This is a genomic window from Xanthomonas sp. WHRI 8393 (assembly GCF_040203315.1).
Lineage (GTDB): Bacteria > Pseudomonadota > Gammaproteobacteria > Xanthomonadales > Xanthomonadaceae > Xanthomonas > Xanthomonas arboricola.
Genome location: NZ_JBEGGL010000002.1, coordinates 270,563 through 290,684 on the forward strand (window position 1 = coordinate 270,563; position 20,122 = coordinate 290,684).

General features: G+C 66.6%; 21 protein-coding genes, 1 other RNA gene and 1 pseudogene. 6 read left to right on the top strand and 17 right to left on the bottom strand.

Annotated features, from left to right (window positions below; translation table 11 throughout):
- Positions 1-178: 178 nt before the first annotated feature.
- The 6 genes from ABQ137_RS07045 to ABQ137_RS07070 all read right to left on the bottom strand — a co-directional run bounded on the left by ABQ137_RS07045 (position 179) and on the right by ABQ137_RS07070 (position 5,226).
- Entirely contained in the window at positions 179-544 is a 366-nt protein-coding gene (locus ABQ137_RS07045) for a hypothetical protein (protein WP_024938016.1), read from the bottom strand.
- A complete protein-coding gene (locus tag ABQ137_RS07050) occupies positions 541-1,098 on the bottom strand; it encodes a bactofilin family protein (RefSeq protein WP_102252384.1) in 558 nt (185 codons plus the stop codon). The genes ABQ137_RS07045 and ABQ137_RS07050 overlap by 4 nt, the downstream gene beginning before the upstream one ends.
- Positions 1,099-1,194: 96 nt before the next feature.
- Positions 1,195-2,904: a diguanylate cyclase gene (locus ABQ137_RS07055; protein WP_226426638.1), complete on the bottom strand. Its 1,710-nt coding sequence runs from the start codon at positions 2,902-2,904 to the stop codon at positions 1,195-1,197.
- A gap of 116 nt (positions 2,905-3,020) precedes the next feature.
- Positions 3,021-3,347 (bottom strand): XAC1346 family secretion chaperone, encoded by a 327-nt coding sequence (locus ABQ137_RS07060; protein ID WP_016904095.1) that lies wholly within the window; start codon positions 3,345-3,347, stop codon positions 3,021-3,023.
- A 239-nt stretch (positions 3,348-3,586) separates the two neighbouring features.
- A complete protein-coding gene (locus ABQ137_RS07065) occupies positions 3,587-3,928 on the bottom strand; it encodes a hypothetical protein (RefSeq protein WP_016904096.1) in 342 nt (113 codons plus the stop codon).
- Positions 3,929-4,050: 122 nt separating this feature from the next.
- Complete coding sequence (locus tag ABQ137_RS07070) at positions 4,051-5,226, bottom strand: thiolase family protein (RefSeq protein ID WP_127159296.1); 1,176 nt, start codon at positions 5,224-5,226, stop codon at positions 4,051-4,053.
- Between the two features lie 185 nt (positions 5,227-5,411).
- Here ABQ137_RS07070 and ABQ137_RS07075 point away from each other — a divergent pair, with 185 nt between their 5' ends.
- On the top strand, positions 5,412-8,261 hold the full coding sequence (locus tag ABQ137_RS07075; RefSeq protein ID WP_349781739.1) for a S8 family serine peptidase: 2,850 nt from the start codon (positions 5,412-5,414) through the stop codon (positions 8,259-8,261).
- Positions 8,262-8,316: 55 nt separating this feature from the next.
- Here ABQ137_RS07075 and ABQ137_RS07080 read toward each other — a convergent pair whose 3' ends face one another.
- The 3 genes from ABQ137_RS07080 to ABQ137_RS07090 form a co-directional block, all read right to left on the bottom strand.
- Positions 8,317-9,417: a Glu/Leu/Phe/Val dehydrogenase dimerization domain-containing protein gene (locus ABQ137_RS07080; protein WP_102581102.1), complete on the bottom strand. Its 1,101-nt coding sequence runs from the start codon at positions 9,415-9,417 to the stop codon at positions 8,317-8,319.
- Positions 9,418-9,572: 155 nt separating this feature from the next.
- Positions 9,573-10,823 carry a 2OG-Fe(II) oxygenase gene (locus ABQ137_RS07085; protein WP_349781741.1) on the bottom strand — a complete coding sequence of 417 codons (1,251 nt, stop codon included), beginning with the start codon at positions 10,821-10,823 and terminating at the stop codon, positions 9,573-9,575.
- Between the two features lie 183 nt (positions 10,824-11,006).
- Positions 11,007-11,534, bottom strand: a complete 528-nt coding sequence (locus ABQ137_RS07090; protein ID WP_039520180.1) for a M48 family metallopeptidase — start codon at positions 11,532-11,534, stop codon at positions 11,007-11,009.
- Positions 11,535-11,709: 175 nt separating this feature from the next.
- Here ABQ137_RS07090 and ABQ137_RS07095 point away from each other — a divergent pair, with 175 nt between their 5' ends.
- Positions 11,710-11,883, top strand: a complete 174-nt coding sequence (locus ABQ137_RS07095) for a DUF1328 domain-containing protein (RefSeq protein WP_003489471.1) — start codon at positions 11,710-11,712, stop codon at positions 11,881-11,883.
- Between the two features lie 187 nt (positions 11,884-12,070).
- Here ABQ137_RS07095 and ABQ137_RS07100 read toward each other — a convergent pair whose 3' ends face one another.
- Complete coding sequence (locus ABQ137_RS07100) at positions 12,071-12,325, bottom strand: DUF2789 domain-containing protein (RefSeq protein WP_349781744.1); 255 nt, start codon at positions 12,323-12,325, stop codon at positions 12,071-12,073.
- A gap of 131 nt (positions 12,326-12,456) precedes the next feature.
- Between ABQ137_RS07100 and ABQ137_RS07105 the strand changes: the two genes are divergently transcribed.
- Positions 12,457-12,723 (top strand): DksA/TraR family C4-type zinc finger protein, encoded by a 267-nt coding sequence (locus tag ABQ137_RS07105; RefSeq protein ID WP_024938007.1) that lies wholly within the window; start codon positions 12,457-12,459, stop codon positions 12,721-12,723.
- A gap of 157 nt (positions 12,724-12,880) precedes the next feature.
- On the opposite strand, the gene ABQ137_RS07110 is transcribed toward ABQ137_RS07105, so the two are convergent.
- From ABQ137_RS07110 to ABQ137_RS07120, 3 genes are all read right to left on the bottom strand, one after another.
- Positions 12,881-13,474 (bottom strand): mechanosensitive ion channel domain-containing protein, encoded by a 594-nt coding sequence (locus ABQ137_RS07110; RefSeq protein WP_349781746.1) that lies wholly within the window; start codon positions 13,472-13,474, stop codon positions 12,881-12,883.
- Between the two features lie 233 nt (positions 13,475-13,707).
- Positions 13,708-13,956, bottom strand: coding sequence for a hypothetical protein (locus tag ABQ137_RS07115; RefSeq protein WP_065046504.1), 249 nt, complete (start codon positions 13,954-13,956; stop codon positions 13,708-13,710).
- 123 nt (positions 13,957-14,079) lie between these two features.
- Positions 14,080-14,155, bottom strand: a non-coding RNA gene (locus tag ABQ137_RS07120) — sX9 sRNA.
- A 130-nt stretch (positions 14,156-14,285) separates the two neighbouring features.
- On the opposite strand from ABQ137_RS07120, the gene ABQ137_RS07125 reads away from it, so the two are divergent.
- Genes ABQ137_RS07125 through ABQ137_RS07135 form a run of 3 tightly spaced genes read left to right on the top strand, consistent with a single transcriptional unit; the run spans position 14,286 to position 16,299 of the window.
- Entirely contained in the window at positions 14,286-14,873 is a 588-nt protein-coding gene (locus ABQ137_RS07125) for an RNA polymerase sigma factor (protein WP_054591650.1), read from the top strand.
- Positions 14,870-15,403: a hypothetical protein gene (locus ABQ137_RS07130; protein WP_126965728.1), complete on the top strand. Its 534-nt coding sequence runs from the start codon at positions 14,870-14,872 to the stop codon at positions 15,401-15,403. Before ABQ137_RS07125 ends, ABQ137_RS07130 begins: the two co-directional genes overlap by 4 nt.
- Positions 15,404-15,414: 11 nt before the next feature.
- The gene (locus ABQ137_RS07135) at positions 15,415-16,299 is read left to right on the top strand and encodes a DUF4097 family beta strand repeat-containing protein (RefSeq protein ID WP_349781749.1); all 885 of its coding nucleotides are present in this window, start codon (positions 15,415-15,417) and stop codon (positions 16,297-16,299) included.
- A gap of 86 nt (positions 16,300-16,385) precedes the next feature.
- Here ABQ137_RS07135 and ABQ137_RS07140 read toward each other — a convergent pair whose 3' ends face one another.
- From ABQ137_RS07140 to ABQ137_RS07155, 4 genes and pseudogenes are all read right to left on the bottom strand, one after another.
- The gene (locus tag ABQ137_RS07140) at positions 16,386-16,571 is read right to left on the bottom strand and encodes a hypothetical protein (RefSeq protein WP_010366034.1); all 186 of its coding nucleotides are present in this window, start codon (positions 16,569-16,571) and stop codon (positions 16,386-16,388) included.
- Positions 16,572-16,760: 189 nt separating this feature from the next.
- Positions 16,761-18,137 (bottom strand): Hsp70 family protein, encoded by a 1,377-nt coding sequence (locus tag ABQ137_RS07145; protein WP_349781751.1) that lies wholly within the window; start codon positions 18,135-18,137, stop codon positions 16,761-16,763.
- Positions 18,138-18,261: 124 nt separating this feature from the next.
- On the bottom strand, positions 18,262-18,735 hold the full coding sequence (locus ABQ137_RS07150; RefSeq protein ID WP_024938000.1) for an FKBP-type peptidyl-prolyl cis-trans isomerase: 474 nt from the start codon (positions 18,733-18,735) through the stop codon (positions 18,262-18,264).
- A gap of 273 nt (positions 18,736-19,008) precedes the next feature.
- Positions 19,009-19,962, bottom strand: a pseudogene (locus ABQ137_RS07155) (cation diffusion facilitator family transporter); the annotation flags it as partial.
- Positions 19,963-20,122 lie beyond the last annotated feature (160 nt).

Sequence of the window (20,122 nt, forward strand, 5' to 3'; positions counted from 1 at the left end):
ATCGACTCGAGCAAGCGCCTGGCGTGGCGTGAGCTGGCCGTCAATGGAGCATGCCCGCCGCCAGCTCGCACCATTGCGTATCGAATAATCAGTCAGCACTCGAAAATCGAACACCCACGCAGGCGCTGGCCCGCATCATCCGCCCCGACTCCCGACTCCCGACTCCCCGCCCCAACCGCTAATGCCGCGACCGCCGCCCAGGCGAACGCACCGCAGTCGCCTCCACCGCCAGCGTAAAGCCGCGCTCCTCGCCACCCTGCATTGCGCCGACATCCACGACCTGGCGCCGAATCTCCTCGCCCTTGCCGTTACGCACCACCACCACCACGGTGTATTCCCATGGATCGCCATCGGCGGGATGGCGAATGGTGCCGTCGACCTTGAGCGGCACGATCGGTGCCGGCTGTGCGTGCTGCGCCGCCGCCGAGTCGAAGCGCAGGTGGTGCCTGCACGCAGGGCAGACGCTGGCGCTTTCCAGGATCGTCGCCTTGCAGTGCGGGCAGCTGCGCGTGGCACCGGGCGTGCCCGGGCGGGGCGCACTCATGTGGCGTCGCTGTCTCCGCTGACGACCGGCTTGGCCGTAACGACCGGTTTGCCGGTGTCCTCGCCCCAGCCGAAATCGGCCTGGCCGCGCATGCGCGCACCCGAGGCCACGGTCAGGCTGCCGGCCTTGACGTCGCCGACCAGCACGCCGGAGGTCTGCAGCTCCACCTGCGCGGCCGATTCGATATTGCCCTCCAGCTCTCCGGCGATGATCACCTTGTTGGCGCGCACACCGCCGTTGAGCTTGGCGCCGCGCTCGATGGTCAGATCGCCCTTGACGTTCACATCGCCCTTGAAGCGGCCGGCCAGACGCACGTGACCGGCGCCCTCGATCTTGCCTTCGATGCTGATGTCGGCGGCGATCAGCGATTCCTTGGCCTCGCTCTGGCGCTGCGGTGTGGCCGCGGCGGGTGCGGCGCTCGGTGGCGCGGCGGCGGGCACTGGCGGTGCCGGGCTGGCCTCGGCGGTGAACAGCCGCCCATCGGCAGCCGGGACCTCAGGGGCTGCGGGAACGCCGTCTTTCTTATTGGGACCTTGATCGCGCCACATCGACATCGGACTGTCTCGCTCGGGGGTCAAGACCGACTATCGCCGCGCGGACCGATCTTTTGTGTGACGGGTTACGCAAACCAGCACCGATGGCGCGCGTGCTCAGTCCACTGCGGGCGTGGCGGCGCCATGCCGCTCGACCCGGTTACGACCGCCGTGCTTGGCGACATACAGGGCCGCATCGGCCTTCTGGATCAGGCTGGCCCCCAGTTCGCCATCGACCGGGAAGCTGGCCACGCCGATCGAGGCCGTCACCCGCGGCAACGAGCGCGGGCCGTCGCTGACTGCCAGGGCCGCGATATGGCCGCGAATGTCCTCGGCCACGCGCAGCCCCTCGACGCCATCGGCCTCGGGAAGAATGACCGTGAACTCTTCGCCGCCGTAGCGGCAGGCGACGTCTTCGGCACGCAGCCGGGTCAGCAGCAACTCGCCCAGCGCCGCCAGCAGCAGATCGCCGCCGGCGTGGCCCTGGCTGTCGTTGAATTGCTTGAAGTGGTCCACGTCCAGCATCAGCACCGACAACGGCAGGCCGCGGCGTGCGCAGCGCGCCAGTTCGTGGCTGAGCGATTCTTCCAGATAGCGGCGGTTGTACAGTCCGGTCAGCGGGTCGCGAATCGACTGCCGGCGCAGCGATTCGCGCAGGCGCAGATTGCTCAACGCCAGCGACAGCTGTTCGGCGGCCGCCTCGGCGATTTCCAGGCGGGGCATCGGCCCCGGACCCGGCGAAGACAGGAACAGGAAGCCGAGCTGGGTGCCTTGCGCGGACATCGGCAGGCATGCGGTGGTGACGGCGCTGCCGGGCTCGGGCGTACCGATATGCGCGCACAGCGCATCCCGGCCCAGGTCGTCGACGATGTGCGGTTGACCACGGCGCAGCGCCCAGCACTCTTCAGGCAGCAGATGTGGCGCGCTGTGCACCAGCGGCTCGCCCCAATGGCTGATCGCCTCGGCGCGATCCTGCGAGGCACGCAGCAGATACACGCTTCCGGCAACGCCCGGCAGCAGGCTGGCCAGGGTGCGGCTGCTCACCATCAGCGCCTCTTCTGCGCTGATGCAGCTTTGCAGCAGGCCGGTATAGCGGCTGAGCAGATTGAGATCGGCGGTACTGCGTTGTAGCGCAACGACGCTGTCGCCCAACTCGCGATTGGCCTGCGCTGCCAGTTTCTCGGCCTGCGAGCGATGCCGCAGTTCGCGCATCAGCAAGGCATAGACGGTACCGACCACCGCCAGCCCGAACGGGATGCCGGCCAGTGCCAGAACCAGCAGCAAGGCCGCACTTTGTCGGCTGCTTTCGGCGCGCTGGGTCAGCAGCTCCTGCTCGCGTTGCACCATGGTCAGCGCCTGCTCGCGGATCGCGCTGGTGGTGCGGAAGGCGGTCTGCCGGATGCCCGCGCGGGCCGGCTCCAGGCCCTGCTGCGCGTACACGTCGAGCACGTGCTGGATCTGCTGCAGGCGCGTTTCCACCAGTCGCTGCAAGGTGTCCAGGTGCTGCACCTGGTCGGGATTGTCGGCAATCAGGCGACGCAGGTTATCGAGCAGGATCGGCAGGCGCTCGACGCTGGTCTGATAGTCGAGCAGATAGGCATCGTTGCCGGTGAGCAGAAAGCCGCGCTGCGCCGATTCGGCATCCAGTACGCGCGCCTGGATCTCGTCGACCCGGCCAATCACTTCATGCGTATGCGAGACCAGCGCTGCATCGGCCAACGAGCGACGGGCACCGACAAAGATGCCGATACCGATGGCGATGAAGATCAGGGCAGAGAACGCCAGCGCCAGCTGGTTGCGGCGGCGCGCAGTAAAAGAGGAGGGCATGGACGAATGCTAGCCTGCCAGCCTCGACAACACGAGGTCGCCGTTGGCGGGAAACAAGCGCGCCGGCCCAATTTGGCCGGCGCGTTCGCAAACTGCTGATACGGTCACACGATCAATCAATGCTGCGGATGTTCGGCGTCGTGCTTGTCGGCGTTCTGCTCGGCCTTGTTGGCCATCTCGCGGGTCTTGTCGGCAGTGGCGTCTGCGGCATTGGCAGTTGCGCGGCTCGCATCGGCGGCCAGTTCGCGTGCAGCCACGCGTGCATCGGCGGTGGCGGCCTTGGCCTGCACGGCGGCGCGATCGGCAGCTTGTTCGGTCGCGGCTGCGGCGTGCTTGGCAGCGGAGGCAGCATCGCGTTGCGCCTGCTCGGCGTCAGGGCCCTGGCAAGCGGCGAGGGTGAGAGCGGCGATGGCGCTCAGCGACAGCATGCGGATCGTCTTCATGGGTGGTCCTGTTCCTGTTCCGGTGTTGGAAGAGCGAGCTTATGCACGGGCCGATGCAGCCGGCGTCAATGCGCGGCCGGCCATTCAGCCAACGGGCGGCATGCACCGTGCACGTCGCGACAGGGAGCCGCTCCGGTGCAGGAACGGCAACGCTGGCCAGGCGCCTATAAATCGCGGGCAAAGAAAAAGCCGCTGGAAACCAGCGGCTTTTTCCGAACTCGCTTGGAGCTAAGAAGTGATTACTTCTTGGCTTCTTCGGCGGTGTCCTTAGCAGCTTCGGCGGTGTTTTCAGCCGTCTTGGCAGCGTCGGCAGCCTGCTCAGCAGCAGCGTCGGTGGCGGCGCCGGAAGCAGCCTGGGCAGCGTCAGCAGCGGTGTCAGCCGAAGCAGCGGCGGTGTTGGCAGCAGCCTGAGCGGCGTCAGCCGACTGCGAGCCCGAGGCAGCAGCCTGGTCAGCAGCGGTCTGAGCGTCGGCAGCAGCTTCGTTAGCCGAAGCAGCAGCGTCCTGAGCCTGTTCCGGCTTCGAGCAAGCGGTCAGGGCCAGGCCCAGAGCCATTGCGATCAGCAGCTTGTTAATGGTCATTGTTTCAATCCTCGTCGTTAGATTAGGCAACGCGCTATTGCGCGCCCCCGACATGATGACGGTCCAAAGACCAGTGTCAAGCGTGCGCGCATTCAGTTTTGCAAAATCGCCGTTAAAAACAATTAAATCAATTCGATAGCGATGGCAGTCGCCTCGCCGCCGCCGATGCACAGGGTCGCGATTCCGCGCTTGCCACCGCGCGTGCGCAACGCATTCACCAATGTCACCACCAGGCGGGCACCGGATGCGCCGATTGGATGCCCCAAAGCGCAGGCACCGCCGTTGACGTTGACCTTGTCGTGCGAAATGCCCAGCTCGGCGATCGGCGTCATCGCCACCACCGCGAATGCTTCGTTGATTTCGAACAGATCCACCTCATCCAGTTGCCAGCCGATCTTGCCGATCAACTTCTGGATGGCAGCGACTGGCGCAGTGGTGAACCACTCAGGTTCCTGCGAGTGGGTGACATGCCCCACGATGCGCGCCAACGGTGCGATGCCACGCCGCTGCGCCTCGTCTGCGCCCATCAGCACGGTGATCGCCGCGCCATCGGAGATGCTCGACGAGCTGGCGGCGGTGACGCTGCCGTCCTTCTTGAAGGCCGGCTTCAGGGTCGGGATCTTGGCGATGTCGGATTTGCCAGGTTGCTCGTCGCTGTCGACGACCACCTCGCCCTTGCGCGTGGCCACGGTGACCGGAACGATTTCATCGGCGAACGCGCCGCTGCGCTGGGCAGCCTGCGCGCGTTCGACCGAGGCGATCGCAAACGCGTCCTGATCGGCGCGGCTGAAACCAAACTTCTCGGCGGTGGCCTCGCCGAACACGCCCATCGCCTGGCCGTCGTAAGGGTTGGTCAGCCCATCCCAGGCCATGTGGTCGACCGCCTGGAAGTTGCCGTAGCGGTTGCCGGTGCGCGAATTGGGCAGCAGATGCGGCGCATTGCTCATCGACTCCATGCCGCCGGCGACAACGATGCTGGCCGAGCCTGCCTTGATCAGATCGTGTCCGAACATGATCGCCTTCATGCCCGAGCCGCACACCTTGTTGATGGTGGTGGCGCCGGTGGAGGTGGGGATGCCTGCGGCAATCGCCGCCTGACGTGCGGGCGCCTGGCCCAGGTTGGCCGGCAGGACGCAGCCAACGATGACTTCTGAAATGTCGGCCGGCGCGATGCCGGACTGCGCCAGCGCGCCGCGGATCGCAGTGGCGGCGAGCGTCGGCGCCGGCACACCGTTGAATTGACCAAGGAACGAGCCGATGGCAGTGCGTTTGGCAGCAACGATGACGATGTCGGACATGAAGGAGATACCGTTTAAAGTGAAACGATTATCTGCCTCATGCTCGGTTCGCGCCAGCACGCCCCCGGCGCTGCAACATTCGCTACGCAATCAGCTGCGACAGCCGTGTGAGGATGCAGTATAAAGACGGCGTTCGGGCCCGGGATTGGGCCCTATCCATGGAATGGGTTCGGGGAGAGCATCAAATGAACAAGACAGACGTCGCCAGGACTGTCCTGGCCTCGGCGTTGGCCGTGGCGTTGACCGCGTGTGGCGGCGGTGGTGGGGGCGGTGGTATCCGTCCGAGTACACCGACGGCACCGCCACCGACGTCGCCACCGCCGCCACCGCCGCCGACTTCACCGCCTCCGCCTCCGCCGCCGGTGGTGGCACCGCCGACGACCCCGGAACCCGCATTCGACGCGCATCTGGCGCTGACCAACGCACGCGCTGCGCAGGCGTTGGGGTTCACCGGTGCGGGCTATCGCATCGGCGTGATCGATACCGGCATCAATTCCAATCATCCGGCCTTGCAGGGGCGGGTCAGCAACAGCTTCATCTATGTGGATCCGCGTACCAACAACGTCGCTGCGGGCGATGTGGTGGGCCACGGCACGGTGGTTGCGCAGCTGGCAGCCGGGCGCGCAGTAGGCCAGTGGCCGGGCGGCATCGCCAGCGGCGCCGGCCTGGTGTCGGCACGCATTATCAGCGACGAAGCGCCGGACGATGACGGCAGCGGTCAGGGCAACGAGGTCGATGGCCCGCTTGGCCTGGGTCCGGTGCATGCCGATCTGATCAGCGCCGGCGTGCGCATCATGAACAATTCCTGGGGCGGGCTGTATTGGAACGACCCGGCGGTGACCAACCAGATTGCGCAGGAATACCGGCCGTTCGTCATCGGCAACGATGGGTTGGTGGTGTTCGCGTCGGGTAACGAATCGCGAGCGCAACCCTCCGATACCGCCGCGCTGCCCAGCCAGCTGGGCCCGAACGGCACGCTGCCGGCCGCCGATCTGGAACGCGGCTGGCTGGTCGTCGCTGCGCTGGATACCGCCAATCCCACGCAGCTGGCCTCGTACTCCAATGCCTGTGGCGTGGCGATGCGCTATTGCCTGGTGGCGCCGGGCACCTCGATGTTCCTCGACCCCGATGCGACCGCCAGCAATATCCGCTACTTCTACGGCAGCGGCACCTCGTTTGCGGCGCCATTGGTCTCCGGTGCGGCTGCGCTGGTGTGGCAGGCGTTTCCGTACTTCAGCAACGATCTGGTGCGGCAGACGCTATTGGGAACGGCCACCGATCTGGGTGTGGCCGGCATCGACCCGACCTTCGGCTACGGCTTGCTCAATGTCGGCAAGGCAGTGTTGGGGCCGGCGCGCTTTGATTGGGGCACGGTGGATGTCACCGTCAACACCTTGCGTTCCACCTGGGCCAACGACATCAGTGGCACGGGTGGCCTGACCAAACGCGGCACCGGTACGCTGGTGTTGAGCAGTGGCGCCAATACGTTCAACGGCGACACCCAGGTACTGGGCGGCACCTTGCAGACGGCCAGTCTGCAGAGTGCGCGCGTTGGTATCGCCAATGGTGCGACGTTGATCGGTGCGGGCAGGATCGGCGGACGCGTCGATAACGCCGGCACCCTGCAGGTCAACAGTGCGACGCTGTCGATCGCGGGCAATTACACGCAGGCCAGCAACGGTCGCCTTGCCTTGAACGTGGGCGACCGGGTGAACGTGACCGGGACCGCGACGATTGCAGGTGATCTGCAAGTGCTCGGCCGCCGCGATTACGTGGTCGACGACGCGACCTACACGCTGTTGCAGGCCAGCAGCGGATTGCAGGGCACGTTCGACACGCTCAGCCGCGGCGCGGCCGTGACCTTCCTGGATGCCTCGCTGACGTACGACAGCAATACGGCTTACCTTGCCTTGCGCAGCTTGAATGCCACCGCCGTCGCCGCCACGCTGGGTATGACCGGCACGGCAGCGATGGATTCGGCAATCCGCGTCGAGCAGGCGTTCCAGCAGGTGGATGCGCAGCAACTGCAGGGCACTGGCGGCATCAGCAGCGGGTTCATCCGCGCCGCAGCGGCGTTGCAGCAGTCGCCGGATGCCAAGGCTGCCGCCGATTCGCTGCGCAGTCTGTCCGGGCGTGCGCATGCCGAGTCGGCAGCGACGACCTTCGACACCATCGATCTGGGGCGGCGTGCGTTGGCCTCGCATTTCGACGGCTTGTCGCAGCAGCCGCGCATGCTGGGCGTCTGGCAGCGTGCGCTCGGCGGGCCGGGCGAAGGTGGCGTGACCACCGCAGGATTCGCCACCTCCGGCTGGATGATGGGCAACGACCTGCGCCTGGCGTCGGGCGCAGTCACTGGCTTTGCCTTCGGCGAAACGCGCTCCAACAGCCTGGGCGATCTGGACGGTGCACGCGGGCGCGATCGGCAGGTGCAGGGGCAGTTGTACTGGGGTACCACGCTGGGGTCGGCGTACACGCTGAGTCAGTTGGGTTTCGGCAACGTCAACCGGCAGATCGAGCGCAGCCTGCAGTTGGGCGAAGACCGAAGCAGTGCCTTCAGCGACTACAGCGGCAGTTACCTCAGCGGCAACCTGGAAACCGGGTATCGCCTGGGTGGCGCGCGCGCCAGCCTGACACCCTACATGGGGCTGGATTATGTGCGTCTGCGCAGCGAGGGATTCCGCGAAAGCGGTGGCGACGGCTTCGGCTTGCGTGCCGATGCCAGCACCTCCTCGCGCACCCAGGTGCTGGCCGGCGTGCGTTCGTCCTATCGCTGGCGCGGCGTGCAGCTGGGCGGTTATGCCGAATGGCAGCAGGCGTTGAGCAGCGACGGCCTGACGCTGGATGCCAGCTTCATCGGCGTGGACGCATGGGCGCCGTTGCGCGGCATGCAGCCGGCGCGCTCGGGTGGTCTGTTCGGGATCACCGCGGCCGCGCCGTTGGGGCCGCAGAGCCAGTTGCGCTTCGGCTACGACCAGCGGGTGGGCGAGCGCGGTGACGATCGCGCGCTTAGCCTGCGCTACAGCGCCGATTTCTGATCGGCGCGCCTGATCGGTGGTTCATCTGTCCAGGCAAGATGCCTGGACAGCTGGGTCACTCGCCGCGCAGCTTGTGCAGGAAGCGCGGTGCGGTGCGGCCCAGCGGCAGTTTGAGCTTGCTGATGGCCTCGATACGCGCCTCGGCAATCTGGTCGGCCGCCTGCTGCGGCGCGACACCCAACCGGGAGGACAGGTCGAAGACCTTTTCCAGGTTGTGATAGATGCTGCGGATCAGCCGCATCGCGCGTTCGCGGTTGTAGCCGTCGATCTCCAGCGACACGTTCATTACGCCACCGGCATTGACCACGTAATCGGGCGCATACAGGATGCCGCGCCTGTGCAGCTCTTCGCCGATGGCGGCGCTGGCGAGCTGGTTGTTGGCGGTGCCGCAGATGATCTTGGCCTTCAGCCGCGGCAACGTGTCTTCGTTGATCGCGCCTTCCAGTGCGCAGGGTGCGAATACATCGGCCGGCACCTGGTAGATCTCCTCGATGCTGACCGCTTCGGCACCGTATTCGGCCACCGCGCGATCCACCAGCGCCGGGTTCAGGTCGGCCACATAGAGTTTGGCGCCGCGCTCCTTGAGCAGCTTCACCAGCTCCATGCCGATATGGCCCAGGCCCTGGATCGCGATGCTGGTCTTGCCGACTTCCTCGTGGCCGAGCCTGCGATTGAGCGAGGCCATCAACGCCTGCAACGCACCGTAGGCGGTGAACGGGGCCGGGTCGCCGGAGCCGCGATGCACCTGGTGCACGCCGGTGACGTACTCGCTCTCCAGATAGATCTGTTCCATGTCGTTGACGTCGGTGCCGACGTCTTCGGAGGTGATGTAGCGCCCGCCCAGGGTGTCGACAAAACGGCCGAATGCGCGGAACAGCGCCTCGCTCTTGTCACTCTTTGGGTCGCCGATGATCACCGCCTTGCCGCCGCCGACATTCAATCCCGCCAGCGCGTTCTTGTAGGTCATGGTGCGGCTGAGCCGCAGCGCATCGTCCAGCGCCGCCTCGCTATTGGGGTAGGGGCGCATGCGCACGCCACCCAGCGCGGGCCCGAGACGGGTGCTGTGCAACGCGATGATCGCTTTCAGGCCGGCGTCGCGGTTGTGACAGAAAATCACCTGCTCGTGGCCGGTGGTGTCGAGGGTTTCGAAAAGCATCGAAGGCTCCGCGGGGCTGCGTGATGTGCCTTCCCTGAGGCCGGGCCGGAACCCGTGCAATGGGAAACAAAAACGCGACGTCTGCAGACCCTGTCCGATCACGTCGCGCTGCAACATTTTAAACCACGTCGGCGGGGGCTAGTGTATGAATCTGTTCACCAATGCCGATAGCGCTGCTGCCGGAACCACAGCGTTCCCAGCCATTTGCTCCCTGCGCTGACCGGCAGGCCGGCGTGCAGCGAGTCGGGGTCGGGGCGGCCATCGGCATGCAGATTGTCGAAGCACACCACCGACCCGGCACATGGACGCACGCGCACGCCGGCGACCGGGAAGTCGGTATCGCCCCCCGCTTCGACGTCGTTGAGGTAGACGCAGGCGGTGCGCAGGCGATTGCCGGCAGTGGGGCGGTCGGCGGCGATCGTGCCGGGCGGCAGGTAGTCGCGATGCGCGCGGTACTGCTCACCCGGCGCGTAGCACAGCACCGACAGCGCTTCGGCATGGGTCAGCGGCAGCTGCGCGCAGGCCGCCACGCGCGCCTGTGCCGCACGCGCGGCAAAGTCTTCGAGGATGGGGTCCAGGGTGGCGCCGCGGCTGGTGCGGATCGGCGCGCGGCGCGTGCTCGCATCGTCGGGGTCGACCACCTCGGAGGCGCGCAGGTGCGGCCGCGCCAGCAACATCAACAGGCGGCACTCGTCAGCAGACAGCACGCCGCAGACTTCTTCGATCATGGGCGCGTCGTGGCGGCGCGTTGCGACATGTCGGGCAGCGAAACGGATGCGGGGATCGTCGCCGAGCGGATCCGGCGGCGTGATCTGCACGGCAGGCGCCGCGGCGATACCCAGCGGCTGCAATTGCCGCAGCAGCTGCGCCGCAGCGTCGGGTTGCGGCGGGACGCCTTCGCCACGCAGCAGGCGCTCGGCCAGTAGCGCCGCAGCCAGTGCGTCACCGGCTGCGGCGGCGCGCTCCAGCAAGGCAACGCAGCTGCGTTGCTGCGCGGGGTGATCGATCCGGCCGTGCTGGATGGCCAGCGCGCGCAGCGCAGGCGGGTAGTTGGCTGCGGCCGCTGCATGCAAGCGGGATTGCGCCTGCGTGTCGAGCATCAACGGGGCGTCGGTGATGGCCACGGTCGCTAACAGATAGCGCGCTGCCGCAACATCCTGGCGCTCGGCGTGTTGCCAGTGCTCCTGCGCACGGGCCAGGTCCACCTCGCAACCCACACCGTAGGCCAGCATGCGGCCGGCTTCGATCTGCGCGCCGGCATCGCCTGCGGCCGCACTGCGCGTGTACCACGCCAGCGCCTGCTCGGGCTGCCCGGTACGCACCAATGCATGTGCCAGCGCCGTCATTGCCGCGGGTTGGGCGGTCTGTGCGGCCTGGGTGAGCTGCTGGAGGGACGGTGCCTGCATGGAGGCATTCTAGGAGAGGCCGGCAACCCTGTCGTGCCTGATCCCAGGCGGGCGCCGCTGCGGCCCGCGTAGGTCGATGGCGGTCTCGCCGAGATCAATGCAGGTCGTGCGTCCCCGGCGGGCGACCGGTGGCCATGGACCGGTGGTCGCAGCGATGGGCTGCCTCGTCTAGCCGGTGCACGATCACGCGTCCGTGGACAGCGCCAGGTGGGTCAGATAGAGGCGCAGGTCGAACTCCAGTTGGTGGTAGTCCGGGCTCATGTGGTTGCACAGCTGGTAGAAGGCCTTGTTGTGATCGGCCTCCTTCAGATGCGCCAGTTCGTGGGCGACGATCATCTGCAGGAACGGTTCGGGCGCATCGCGGAAGATCGAGGCGATGCGGATCTCGCGGCTGGCCTTGAGCCGGCTGCCGTGGACGCGCGAGATCGCCGTATGCGTGCCCAGCGCATGCTTCACCACCTGCAGATGGTTGTCGTAGAGCGCCTTGTGCAGCGTAGGCGAGGAGCGCATGTAGCGCTCCTTCATGGCCTTGACGTAGTCGTACAACTGCCGGTCGGTGCGGATGCTGTGGCGGTCCGGGTAGCGGCGTGCCAGTACCAGGGCGAGTTTGTCCTGCGCGATCAGCTCGCGCACCTGATCCAGGACGGCGGGCGGGTAACCGGCGAGATAGCGAAGAGTGTCCATGCCAATCGATTGCTGCGAGCTGCGCATGATCGCCGATGCAGGCGCTGCTGGCGAATCTGCATGCGCGAATGTGGCGTCATGTGTCAGGCGTATTCACGAATGCGGCACATCCGGATGCGTAGCGTGCAGCGCATGTTTTGCGGCACGACCGCGCAAGCACACGACTGAACACGGCACCGTGCCGGATGAGGAGACAACAAACATGATCAAGTGGGCCATTATTTTCGCCATCATCGGACTGATTGCCGGTGCGCTCGGGTTTGGCGGCATGGCGGGCGCTGCAATGGGGATTGCCAAGTTCCTGTTCTGGGCCGGCATCATCATCGCTATCGTGCTGTTTGTGCTTGGCATGACGATCGCCAAAAAGGTGACCTGACGCCCGAGGCGTGCATCGGCATGCGGTTCGCATGCCGGCTACATCGCCCGGAGTGCAAAGGAGCGGCCAGTGGCCGCTCCTTTTTTTTATTCCTGCAAGCTAATCAACCAAGCTAATCAACCAACAAAACGACAAGCCGGCCGCGAGCGAGGTCTAGCGCAGGACACTCGCTGCGTTCTTGCGCGGATCAGACGCCAGTGTCGTCGGCAGTGGTGTGCAAGGCGATATTGAGTTGATCGATGGTCACGATCCAGTCGGCATCGTCGAGGCGCTCTTCACGCAGCAGCTGCGCCTGCGCCGGTGTCCAGAAGGGCGCTTCCTCCAGGCGCATGTCGCCTGGCAGCGGAGAGTGTTCGTCGATGAAGCTGCGGATGCTGACCTCATCCGACGGCAGGCCCAACTGGGCGAATAATTCGGAGAACGGGTGGATGTGTTGTTCCATTGCGACTTCCTCGAAGAGTGCGAATGGGCGGATGCTAAAGCACCTGATTTGAGCGCGCTGTGCACGTCCGGCTTGGATTTGCCTGGGCGCATGCCCATATTTGAGTTCTGAGCAGACAAGCCGAGGCGAACATGGCGACCGGATGGGCAGGTGATGGGGCGGTGCAGGACCAGATCGATGCGACCGTCGAGGACGCGATCAAGCGCGCGCGGAGCCAACTGCATCAGGGCCCGAGCCTGACTCACTGCGAGGAGTGCGATGCGCCCATCCCCGAGGCGCGCCGCAAGGCAGTACCGGGCGTGCACCTGTGCGTGAACTGTCAGCAGGCGCACGACCAGGAGCAGGCGGCGCAAGGCGGCTACAACCGTCGGGGCAGCAAGGACAGCCAGCTGCGTTGATTGCCACGCGGCTTCAGCGCAACCGGCAAACGACTGCGCTTGCCGCCAGGCGGCTGCGGCCATCGCTTGGGCCTACATGCGACATTCGTATGCCGTGTCCTTGCGACGCGCCGACCGAGTCACCCGATAACGGCTCACTACGTCCTGCCAGACGCCCTCAGCTGGCGTTGAAGTGGCTGGTCTCGCGCCAACGGCGCGTGGTGCGCTGGAAGAACAGACTGTTGGGAACCTGCAGCACGCTCCCGGCGTGATCGCCGGTTTCTTCCAGGGTCGTGTAAATGACGTTGATGTCGATCACCCGGCCCTTCAGGCCGGGCTTGTCGCCGCCTTCCAACAGCTCGATGTGGTCGTGCAGGCGGAACGGGCGCGTGGTGATGATCAGGAAGGTGCAGAAGATATTGGACAGCACGCTCCATGCCGCGAAGAACGCCACGGCACCGACCGCCGCGAATCCGGTGAACGCGGTCCACAAGGTGCCGCTGGAGACGCCCAGCACGTTCAGTACCGTCAGCACCGCGGTGACGGAGATGACGAAGCTGCCCACGCGACGGATGCCGATCATCATTTCCGCCGGCAGGCTGTAGCGCGTACACAGGCGGCGCAGCACTTGCCGCAGCAGCAACCGAACCAGCGCGGCAACGGCGAGGATCAGCGCGATCTGAACCGTCAGCACTGCCACGGTCAGCCACTGCGGATTCCAGTGCGGCAGCAGGCTACGGATCATGGTGGGCAAAGCGTCGGACGCGGACATCGGATCGTGCAGGTTCACAGAGACCGCCCATTGTAACGGGGGCGTCATTGCGCAGCCGGTGCGCGGGGTGAACGCGCGCTCAGCGGTGGCGGCAGCGAGCTTGATTCAAGGGTGCTGCGATGGATTGCCGCATCTCAGCTGTGCGTGGCCGGGGCGCTCGCTGCCATGCGCATCGATGGAGGCCAACACGGCGATACAGCAGCGACCGAAATTCATGATGACGCTGCAACCGGTCAACGCGTTGAACTGCGGCCATGCGCGGACAACGCGACAACGCGCCGCCACAGCTGCTCGGCGCGGCGTACCGGCAACCAGTGCGCCGGTGAGTTCAGCTCGACGCATGATAGCCGCGTCGACGGCAGGTGCAGCAGGCAGGCCTGCAGGCGCGCAGGCGTCAGCGTGAGCTGCACTGCATCCATCGGCAGCGGGGCCGGGCACTGGGTGGAGCACAGGCTCAGCAGGATTCCGAGAACATGCGGCATGGCGACGTCCGATCAGGGGGCCTGCGCCTGGAGCGGCCAATGGCCGTACTCCCGGCAAACGATGCGGCGCAGGATTGCGCCATCGCAGGCTTGGATGCGGCAAATGGCGAAAGGGTTTAGAACGGCAAAAAAGGAAGCGAGCAGTCGTCAGGTGGGTAAGGACGGCACGCTCTGAACCGAAGTGGCACGACGGGGCCATGCCGATTCCGACCACCGGCCGCGCCCGCCGGGCGGCGGCGCAGTAGGCTGGTCGGTCGCGACTGGAACCGTGCTCGAAAAAACCTGGGCGCGGTTTAAACCTTTGCGCTGCCCGGCGCATCGAAGTGGATATGCTCGACACCTCCATGCCCATCGATGCCTCAGCTTGTGACGGTCCGGCCGGACGCGACGATGCGGCGCTGGCGCGTGCCGCCGCAGGCGGCGATCGCACCGCCTACGAGGCCATCTATCGCCGTCATGCGCCGCGCCTGTATGCGGTGGTGTGGCGGCTATGCGGCGGCAATGCGGCGCGTGCCGACGATGTGCTGCAGGAGACCTTCATTGCCGCATGGAAGGCCTTGCCGCAATTCCGCTTCCAGAGCGCGCTGGGCACCTGGCTGCATCGGCTGGCCGTCAATACGGCCCTGATGGAGCTGCGTGCGCGTTCGGCTGCGGGCGATCAGATGGTGGACGATGCCGATGGCGAGATCCTCGCTGCCATTCCAGGCGCCGCTGCCTGCCAGGCCACCCAGATGGATCTGGAGCGCGCGCTGGAGACGCTGCCGCCGCGCGCACGCGCGGTACTGGTGTTGCACGACATCGAAGGCTGGAAACATCAGGAAATTGCTGACGAACTGCAGATGGCGGTCGGCAGTTCCAAGGCGCAACTGCATCGCGCGCGCGGCCTGCTGCGCGTGCGGCTGGGAGACATTGCATGAATCACGATCCGCTTGATCCGCACGCAACCGATGATGCCGCGTTGTCCGCGCGTCTGCGTGCGTTGCCGCAGCAACGTCAGCCACCGGCACAGCTCTGGGAGCGCATCGCGCCCGCACTGACGCCGCACACCAACGTGGTTGCCCTGCAGCCGCGCCGCCAGCGTGCCTGGGCCTGGCCCGCGTTCGGTGTGGCGCTTGCTGCTGCGCTGGCCGTGGTGGCAATCGTGCCAGGGCTCGATCGCTCGACCCAGGCGCCAGCGCCAGCGTCGGCGCGCTCTGGCCTGGTGGCGCAGGCGCAGGCAATGGCCGGCCAGTACCAGCAGGCCATCGATGCAGTGCCGGTGCAGCAGGTGCCGGCCGATCTGCGCCCGGCGCTGGCCGAGCTGGACCAGAGTGCACAGGCCATCCACCACGCCATCGCGCAGAGTCCGCGCTCTGCATTCCTGTTGTCGCAGCTGCAACGCACCTATGCCAAGCGCCTGCAACTGACCCGTCTTGCCGCGCAGGGCGAGACGTCCTTTCCAAGCTGAGGAGCATGCCCATGCGTTACGCCCATCTATCCGTGTTGTTGCTGCTTGCGTTTTGCGCACTGCCGGCGGCAGCGCAGACCACCGTGAAGCAGAGCCATCCGCTGACGCGCGGCGGGCGCGTGGAGCTGGACAACATCGCCGGGCAGATCCGCGTGCGCGGCTGGGACCGTGACGACGTGGCGCTGACCGGCACCCTGGGCGAAGGGCAACGCCTGGAGGTGGATGAAAGTCCGGACCGGCTGCAGTTCGAGGTGATCTACCCGCGTAACAACCGCAACAGCAGGGGGGCCCAACTGGAGCTGCGGGTTCCGCGCGCGGCGCTGCTGGAGGTGGAGGCGGTGAGTGCCTCGGTGGATGTCGATCAGGTCGATCTGGCGCGGTTGCAGCTCAAGTCGGTCAGCGGCAACGTGGTCGCAGCCGGACGCGCCAGGGAAGCGCAACTGGAAACCGTCAGCGGCGCTCTGCGCAGCACGGTGGCCAGCGCACGGCTGAGCCTTGGCACGGTCAGCGGGCAGATCGATGCGCCGGCCGGCGCCAGCGGCGTAGTGTCGGTCGAGTCCGTTTCCGGCCAGATCCGGGTCGGCGCGGGGCAGGTGTCGCAGCTGCGCGCCGAGAGCGTGTCCGGCGCAACGGCGCTGACGGTGGCCGGTCTGGCGCCGGGCGGCAGCATCGCTGCGGAGAGCGTCAGTGGCACCATCAGCCTGGGTGTGCCGCGCAACGTGTCGGCAGCGCTGCAGGTGGAGGTGTTCAGCGGCGACATCCGTTCGGTGGCCGGGCAGGTGGAGCGGCCGGAGTACGGCCCGGGCAAGAGCCTGAGAGCCCGGCTGGGGGCCGGCAATGGCGACATCAAACTCGAGTCGCATTCCGGCTCGGTGCGCATCGATTACGGCAACTGAGCGGCTGCGCCAACTGTGGCCGGAAACGAACGTGCCACCTTGCGGTGGCACGTCGGTACAACGCTTCGGCTTGCGGGGGGTGACGCTTAGGCGATCTTGTCGCCATCGTTACGCGCAGGGCCGAAGTTGGTGGTGAGCACTTCGATCCGGCCGCCGGTCTTGCGGAACGCGGCGATGTCGGCAGCGATGCGCTCACGACTGAGCGGCTGCGACTTGCCTTCGCTGCGAGCGATGCTGGGCTGGGATTTCTGCTTGGTCGCGGGACGTGCCATGTGGCCTCCTGTAGCGGGGAAGTGCGATGACACCGCGTGCGGCTAGGGTGGCGCGCGCGGAAGCGGTGTCGAGAGGTGCGGTCGCGTTCGGTGCGCAATCGCGGCGGCACGGCAAGCGTGCCTTGCTGACAAGCCGGCTAAGCGGTATGCAGCAACCGTGCATTGTAACGGATGGGCGCCCGCGTTGCCTTAACCGTCCGACGGACGGGCCTGGCGGGCCGCCGCCCAGGCCAGGCCCTGCACCACGCCGAAGGACGGATCGCCCTGCACCAGGCGCGATTCCGGGAACGCGGCAGCCACCGTGTCGCGGATATAGCCGGCACGCGACATGCCGCCGGTGAGGAACAGCGTGGCCGGCGGCGCGTCCATGTCGGCACGGACCTGTGCAAGCAGGCCTTCCAGTTCGCCCAGGTAGCTGGAAGCGGACGCAACCAGCGCGCTTGCCTGCACCTCTACTTCCAGCCCGCGTTCGATGAAGTCCAGCCCGGCCTGGTGCCGGTCGCGCTCGCTGAGCGCGATCTTGCAGGCTTCCACGCCGCGGTACAGGCGCGCGGTGTTGCCGGTGTCCTGCAGCGCCTGCAGGCGCTTGTCGAACGGGGCGGGGACGTCCTGGTACTTGTGCAGGCGGAATTCGCGCTGGCGGGTCATGTCCTGCACCATCGCCGCTTCCACGTAATGGTGGGTGGGCACGCGGGTGATGCCGCGGCCGAACAGCGGCATGTAGGCGGCCAGACTCAGCGCCAGATCGATATCGGTACCGCCGCGCGCGATGCCCCAGGCGCGGTGCACCTGCGGAGCGGCGCTGCCGCCGACGCTGGCATGGGCGATGTCGGTGGTGCCGCCGCCGATGTCCACCACCACGGTGTCGTGACGGCTGTCGTGGCTGACGTGGTAATGCATCGCGGCCGCTGCGGGTTCTTCGAGGAAATCCACGCTGTCGAAGCCGGCCGCGATGGCGGCGGTCTGCAGAATCTCCAGCGCCTGCGCGTTGCCGGCCTCGCCGATGGAACTGCGGAACTGCACTGGGCGGCCCAGCGTGGCGCTGCGGATGTTGATGTCGAACTGGCGCGAGGCGGTGAGCCGGATATGTTCCAGCACGTGCGTGGCGATGCCGGTGATGGTCTGGCGTGCACGCGGATGCAGGTTGTAGCCCAGCATCGATTTGGGGCTCTGCACCAGGCTGCCTTCGCCTTCCAGGAAATACGCATCCAGCGCTTCGTCGCCGTAGACCGCGTTCTGCAGCAGGGCGGCGGAGCTGCGCGGTTCGCGCACCTGCTCTTCCATCCACTGGCGGCGCACGATGCGGATCGCATCGCGGCGCAGGCTGTCGGTGCTGGACGTGCGGCCGGCCGCGGCGGCGTCGCGACGGCCGGAGTCGATCAGCCGTTCGACCTCGTATTCCAGCGCCGGGGTCAGGCTGAAATCGTCCGGGTCGCGCATGGTCTCGGGGAAATACACCGTGGTGCGGAACTGCAGGGCCTCGCCGAAGCGCACCGGTACCACCTGGCCATCGACGATCGCCGCAGCGGCGGAGTTGCTGGTACCGAAGTCGATGCCGAGTTTCATGCAAGCGGGCCTGTGAGCGGGCCGCGCACTTTACTACTTCTGTCGCCGGCGACGCCCGTCGCGCTGCGTTCGGACGTCGCAGCAGCCGAACTGCCGCATGCCCACAGGCACGCGGCACACCCAATCAGGCCGCGACGCTGGCGACCTGGCCTTCGTTCAGTTCTTCGGTGGTGGCTTCGCGCACCTCGATGACTTCGACCGCGAAATGCAGGGTCTGCCCGGCCAGCGGATGGTTGCCGTCGACGGTGACCTGCTCCGGGCCGACCTCGGTGACGGTGACCAGCACCGGGCCTTGCTGGGTGCGCGCCTCGAACTGCACACCCGGCACGACCTCGACATCGGTCGGAAATGCCTCACGCGGCACCTGCTGGATCAACTGCTCGTGGCGCGGGCCATAGCCCTGTTCGGGCACGACATCGGCAGTGAGTGTCTCGCCGACGCGCTTGCCGTCCAGTGCGTGTTCCAGGCCGGGCACGATGTTGCCGGCGCCGTGCAGGTAGCTCAATGGCGCGTCCGGCGTCGAGCGGTCCAGGACCTGGCCGCTGTCGTCGGAAAGGGTGTAATGAATGGTCGCAACGCGACCCTGGCTGATTTCCATCGGAAACCTCCATGACTTGTGATCGAGTGGGATGCGTCGGCTGACTCACGACGCCAAGAGGTGGTGCCCGCCTACCGTAGGCAATCGACCCGGATGATGCAACCGCAGCCGGGGCTGCGGTTAGGGCGAGGATCAGCTTGGTGGTGACGATGTCACCGCTGCGATGCAACTGCTTCCTGCGCGATGCGTCGGTGCGAAGATGAGCCGATCGATGCGCGTCACGTGCGGCGTTTGGCCGCGTGGCGATGCACGCATTCCACGGCCTGCCGTGCGCTAATCCTTCTCGGCGCCACGTTCGATCTGGGCGCGGCGCGCGTGCCAGGTTTCCGGCGTCTGCGGCTTGATGAACAGCGCGGTGAGCTCGGGGTGTTGACGCTTGGCGGCCGCTTCGATGCGCCCGACGCAGGCTTCGATCTGTGGCGTGGTGCGGCTGTCTTCGAACTCGGCGCTCAACGCGGCGACCACCTGGTTCGGGCCCATCTGCATGGTCAATACGCCGTTGGCGGCACGCACATCCGCATCGCTGGCGGCAATGCGCAGCAGCGATTCGGTGACGTGCGCATGCGCGGGCTCGCCGATCAGCAGGCCCTTGGTTTCGCGCGCCAACAGGAAGGCGGTAAAAGCCAGCACGCAAGCGATGCCGATCGAGGCGATGCCATCGAGTTCGGGCATGTCCAGCAGCTGCGCGCCGGCCAGGCCCAGCACCGCCATGAACAGGCCGATCAAGGCGGCGCTGTCTTCGAGCAGCACGGTGAACGTGCTGGGGTCCTTGCTCTGCCGGAATGCCTGGAAATAGCCCATGCGGCCCTTCTTGGCGCGGAATTCGCGCAGCGCCACCACCCAGGAAATGCCTTCGAACACGATCGACACACCGAGCACGATGTAAGCGAGCAGATGGCTCTTGGCCGGCTCGGGATTGCGCAGATGCACGATGCCCTCGTACAGCGACACGCCTGCGCCCATGGCGAAGACCAGCAGCGCGACGATGAAACTCCAGAAGTACAGCTCACGCCCGTAGCCGAACGGATGGGTCGGCGAGGGGGCCTGCGCGGCGCGGCGCAGGCCGTACAGCAGCAACACTTCGTTGACGGTGTCCACCAGCGAGTGCACGCCTTCGCTGAGCATCGCCGAGCTGCCCGAAATGCCTGCGGCGATGAATTTTGCGATCGCGATGGCAAGGTTGCCAGCCAGCGCGACGTAGACGACCAGATGCGAGCCGGTTTTTTTAGCCGTGCCCGGTTCGCCAACCGTAGGCGCGGTGGATCCTGGCGCAGCGCCGGGGGCTTGGGGAAGCGATGGGTTGGGCACGTGCGACCTGCAGGGCATTCGACAAGCGCCGCACTATCGCGCCGGCGCCGTGCCGGAGACGTGATCGCGCGGCCGGGGC

What these genes read in the sequence shown, in the direction of transcription:
- ABQ137_RS07090 (WP_039520180.1), bottom strand. Translation starts at nt 11,534, where the DNA reads ATGCGCAGCTCGCAGCAATCGATTGGCATGGACACTCTTCGCTATCTC.
- ABQ137_RS07080 (WP_102581102.1), bottom strand. Translation starts at nt 9,417, where the DNA reads ATGCTTTTCGAAACCCTCGACACCACCGGCCACGAGCAGGTGATTTTC.
- ABQ137_RS07075 (WP_349781739.1), top strand. Translation starts at nt 5,412, where the DNA reads ATGAACAAGACAGACGTCGCCAGGACTGTCCTGGCCTCGGCGTTGGCC.
- ABQ137_RS07060 (WP_016904095.1), bottom strand. Translation starts at nt 3,347, where the DNA reads ATGAAGACGATCCGCATGCTGTCGCTGAGCGCCATCGCCGCTCTCACC.
- ABQ137_RS07100 (WP_349781744.1), bottom strand. Translation starts at nt 12,325, where the DNA reads ATGGAACAACACATCCACCCGTTCTCCGAATTATTCGCCCAGTTGGGC.
- ABQ137_RS07150 (WP_024938000.1), bottom strand. Translation starts at nt 18,735, where the DNA reads ATGGAAATCAGCCAGGGTCGCGTTGCGACCATTCATTACACCCTTTCC.
- ABQ137_RS07065 (WP_016904096.1), bottom strand. Translation starts at nt 3,928, where the DNA reads ATGACCATTAACAAGCTGCTGATCGCAATGGCTCTGGGCCTGGCCCTG.
- ABQ137_RS07105 (WP_024938007.1), top strand. Translation starts at nt 12,457, where the DNA reads ATGGCGACCGGATGGGCAGGTGATGGGGCGGTGCAGGACCAGATCGAT.
- ABQ137_RS07135 (WP_349781749.1), top strand. Translation starts at nt 15,415, where the DNA reads ATGCGTTACGCCCATCTATCCGTGTTGTTGCTGCTTGCGTTTTGCGCA.
- ABQ137_RS07055 (WP_226426638.1), bottom strand. Translation starts at nt 2,904, where the DNA reads ATGCCCTCCTCTTTTACTGCGCGCCGCCGCAACCAGCTGGCGCTGGCG.
- ABQ137_RS07110 (WP_349781746.1), bottom strand. Translation starts at nt 13,474, where the DNA reads ATGTCCGCGTCCGACGCTTTGCCCACCATGATCCGTAGCCTGCTGCCG.
- ABQ137_RS07115 (WP_065046504.1), bottom strand. Translation starts at nt 13,956, where the DNA reads ATGCCGCATGTTCTCGGAATCCTGCTGAGCCTGTGCTCCACCCAGTGC.
- ABQ137_RS07130 (WP_126965728.1), top strand. Translation starts at nt 14,870, where the DNA reads ATGAATCACGATCCGCTTGATCCGCACGCAACCGATGATGCCGCGTTG.
- ABQ137_RS07045 (WP_024938016.1), bottom strand. Translation starts at nt 544, where the DNA reads ATGAGTGCGCCCCGCCCGGGCACGCCCGGTGCCACGCGCAGCTGCCCG.
- ABQ137_RS07095 (WP_003489471.1), top strand. Translation starts at nt 11,710, where the DNA reads ATGATCAAGTGGGCCATTATTTTCGCCATCATCGGACTGATTGCCGGT.
- ABQ137_RS07145 (WP_349781751.1), bottom strand. Translation starts at nt 18,137, where the DNA reads ATGAAACTCGGCATCGACTTCGGTACCAGCAACTCCGCCGCTGCGGCG.
- ABQ137_RS07140 (WP_010366034.1), bottom strand. Translation starts at nt 16,571, where the DNA reads ATGGCACGTCCCGCGACCAAGCAGAAATCCCAGCCCAGCATCGCTCGC.
- ABQ137_RS07125 (WP_054591650.1), top strand. Translation starts at nt 14,286, where the DNA reads ATGCTCGACACCTCCATGCCCATCGATGCCTCAGCTTGTGACGGTCCG.
- ABQ137_RS07050 (WP_102252384.1), bottom strand. Translation starts at nt 1,098, where the DNA reads ATGTCGATGTGGCGCGATCAAGGTCCCAATAAGAAAGACGGCGTTCCC.
- ABQ137_RS07085 (WP_349781741.1), bottom strand. Translation starts at nt 10,823, where the DNA reads ATGCAGGCACCGTCCCTCCAGCAGCTCACCCAGGCCGCACAGACCGCC.
- ABQ137_RS07070 (WP_127159296.1), bottom strand. Translation starts at nt 5,226, where the DNA reads ATGTCCGACATCGTCATCGTTGCTGCCAAACGCACTGCCATCGGCTCG.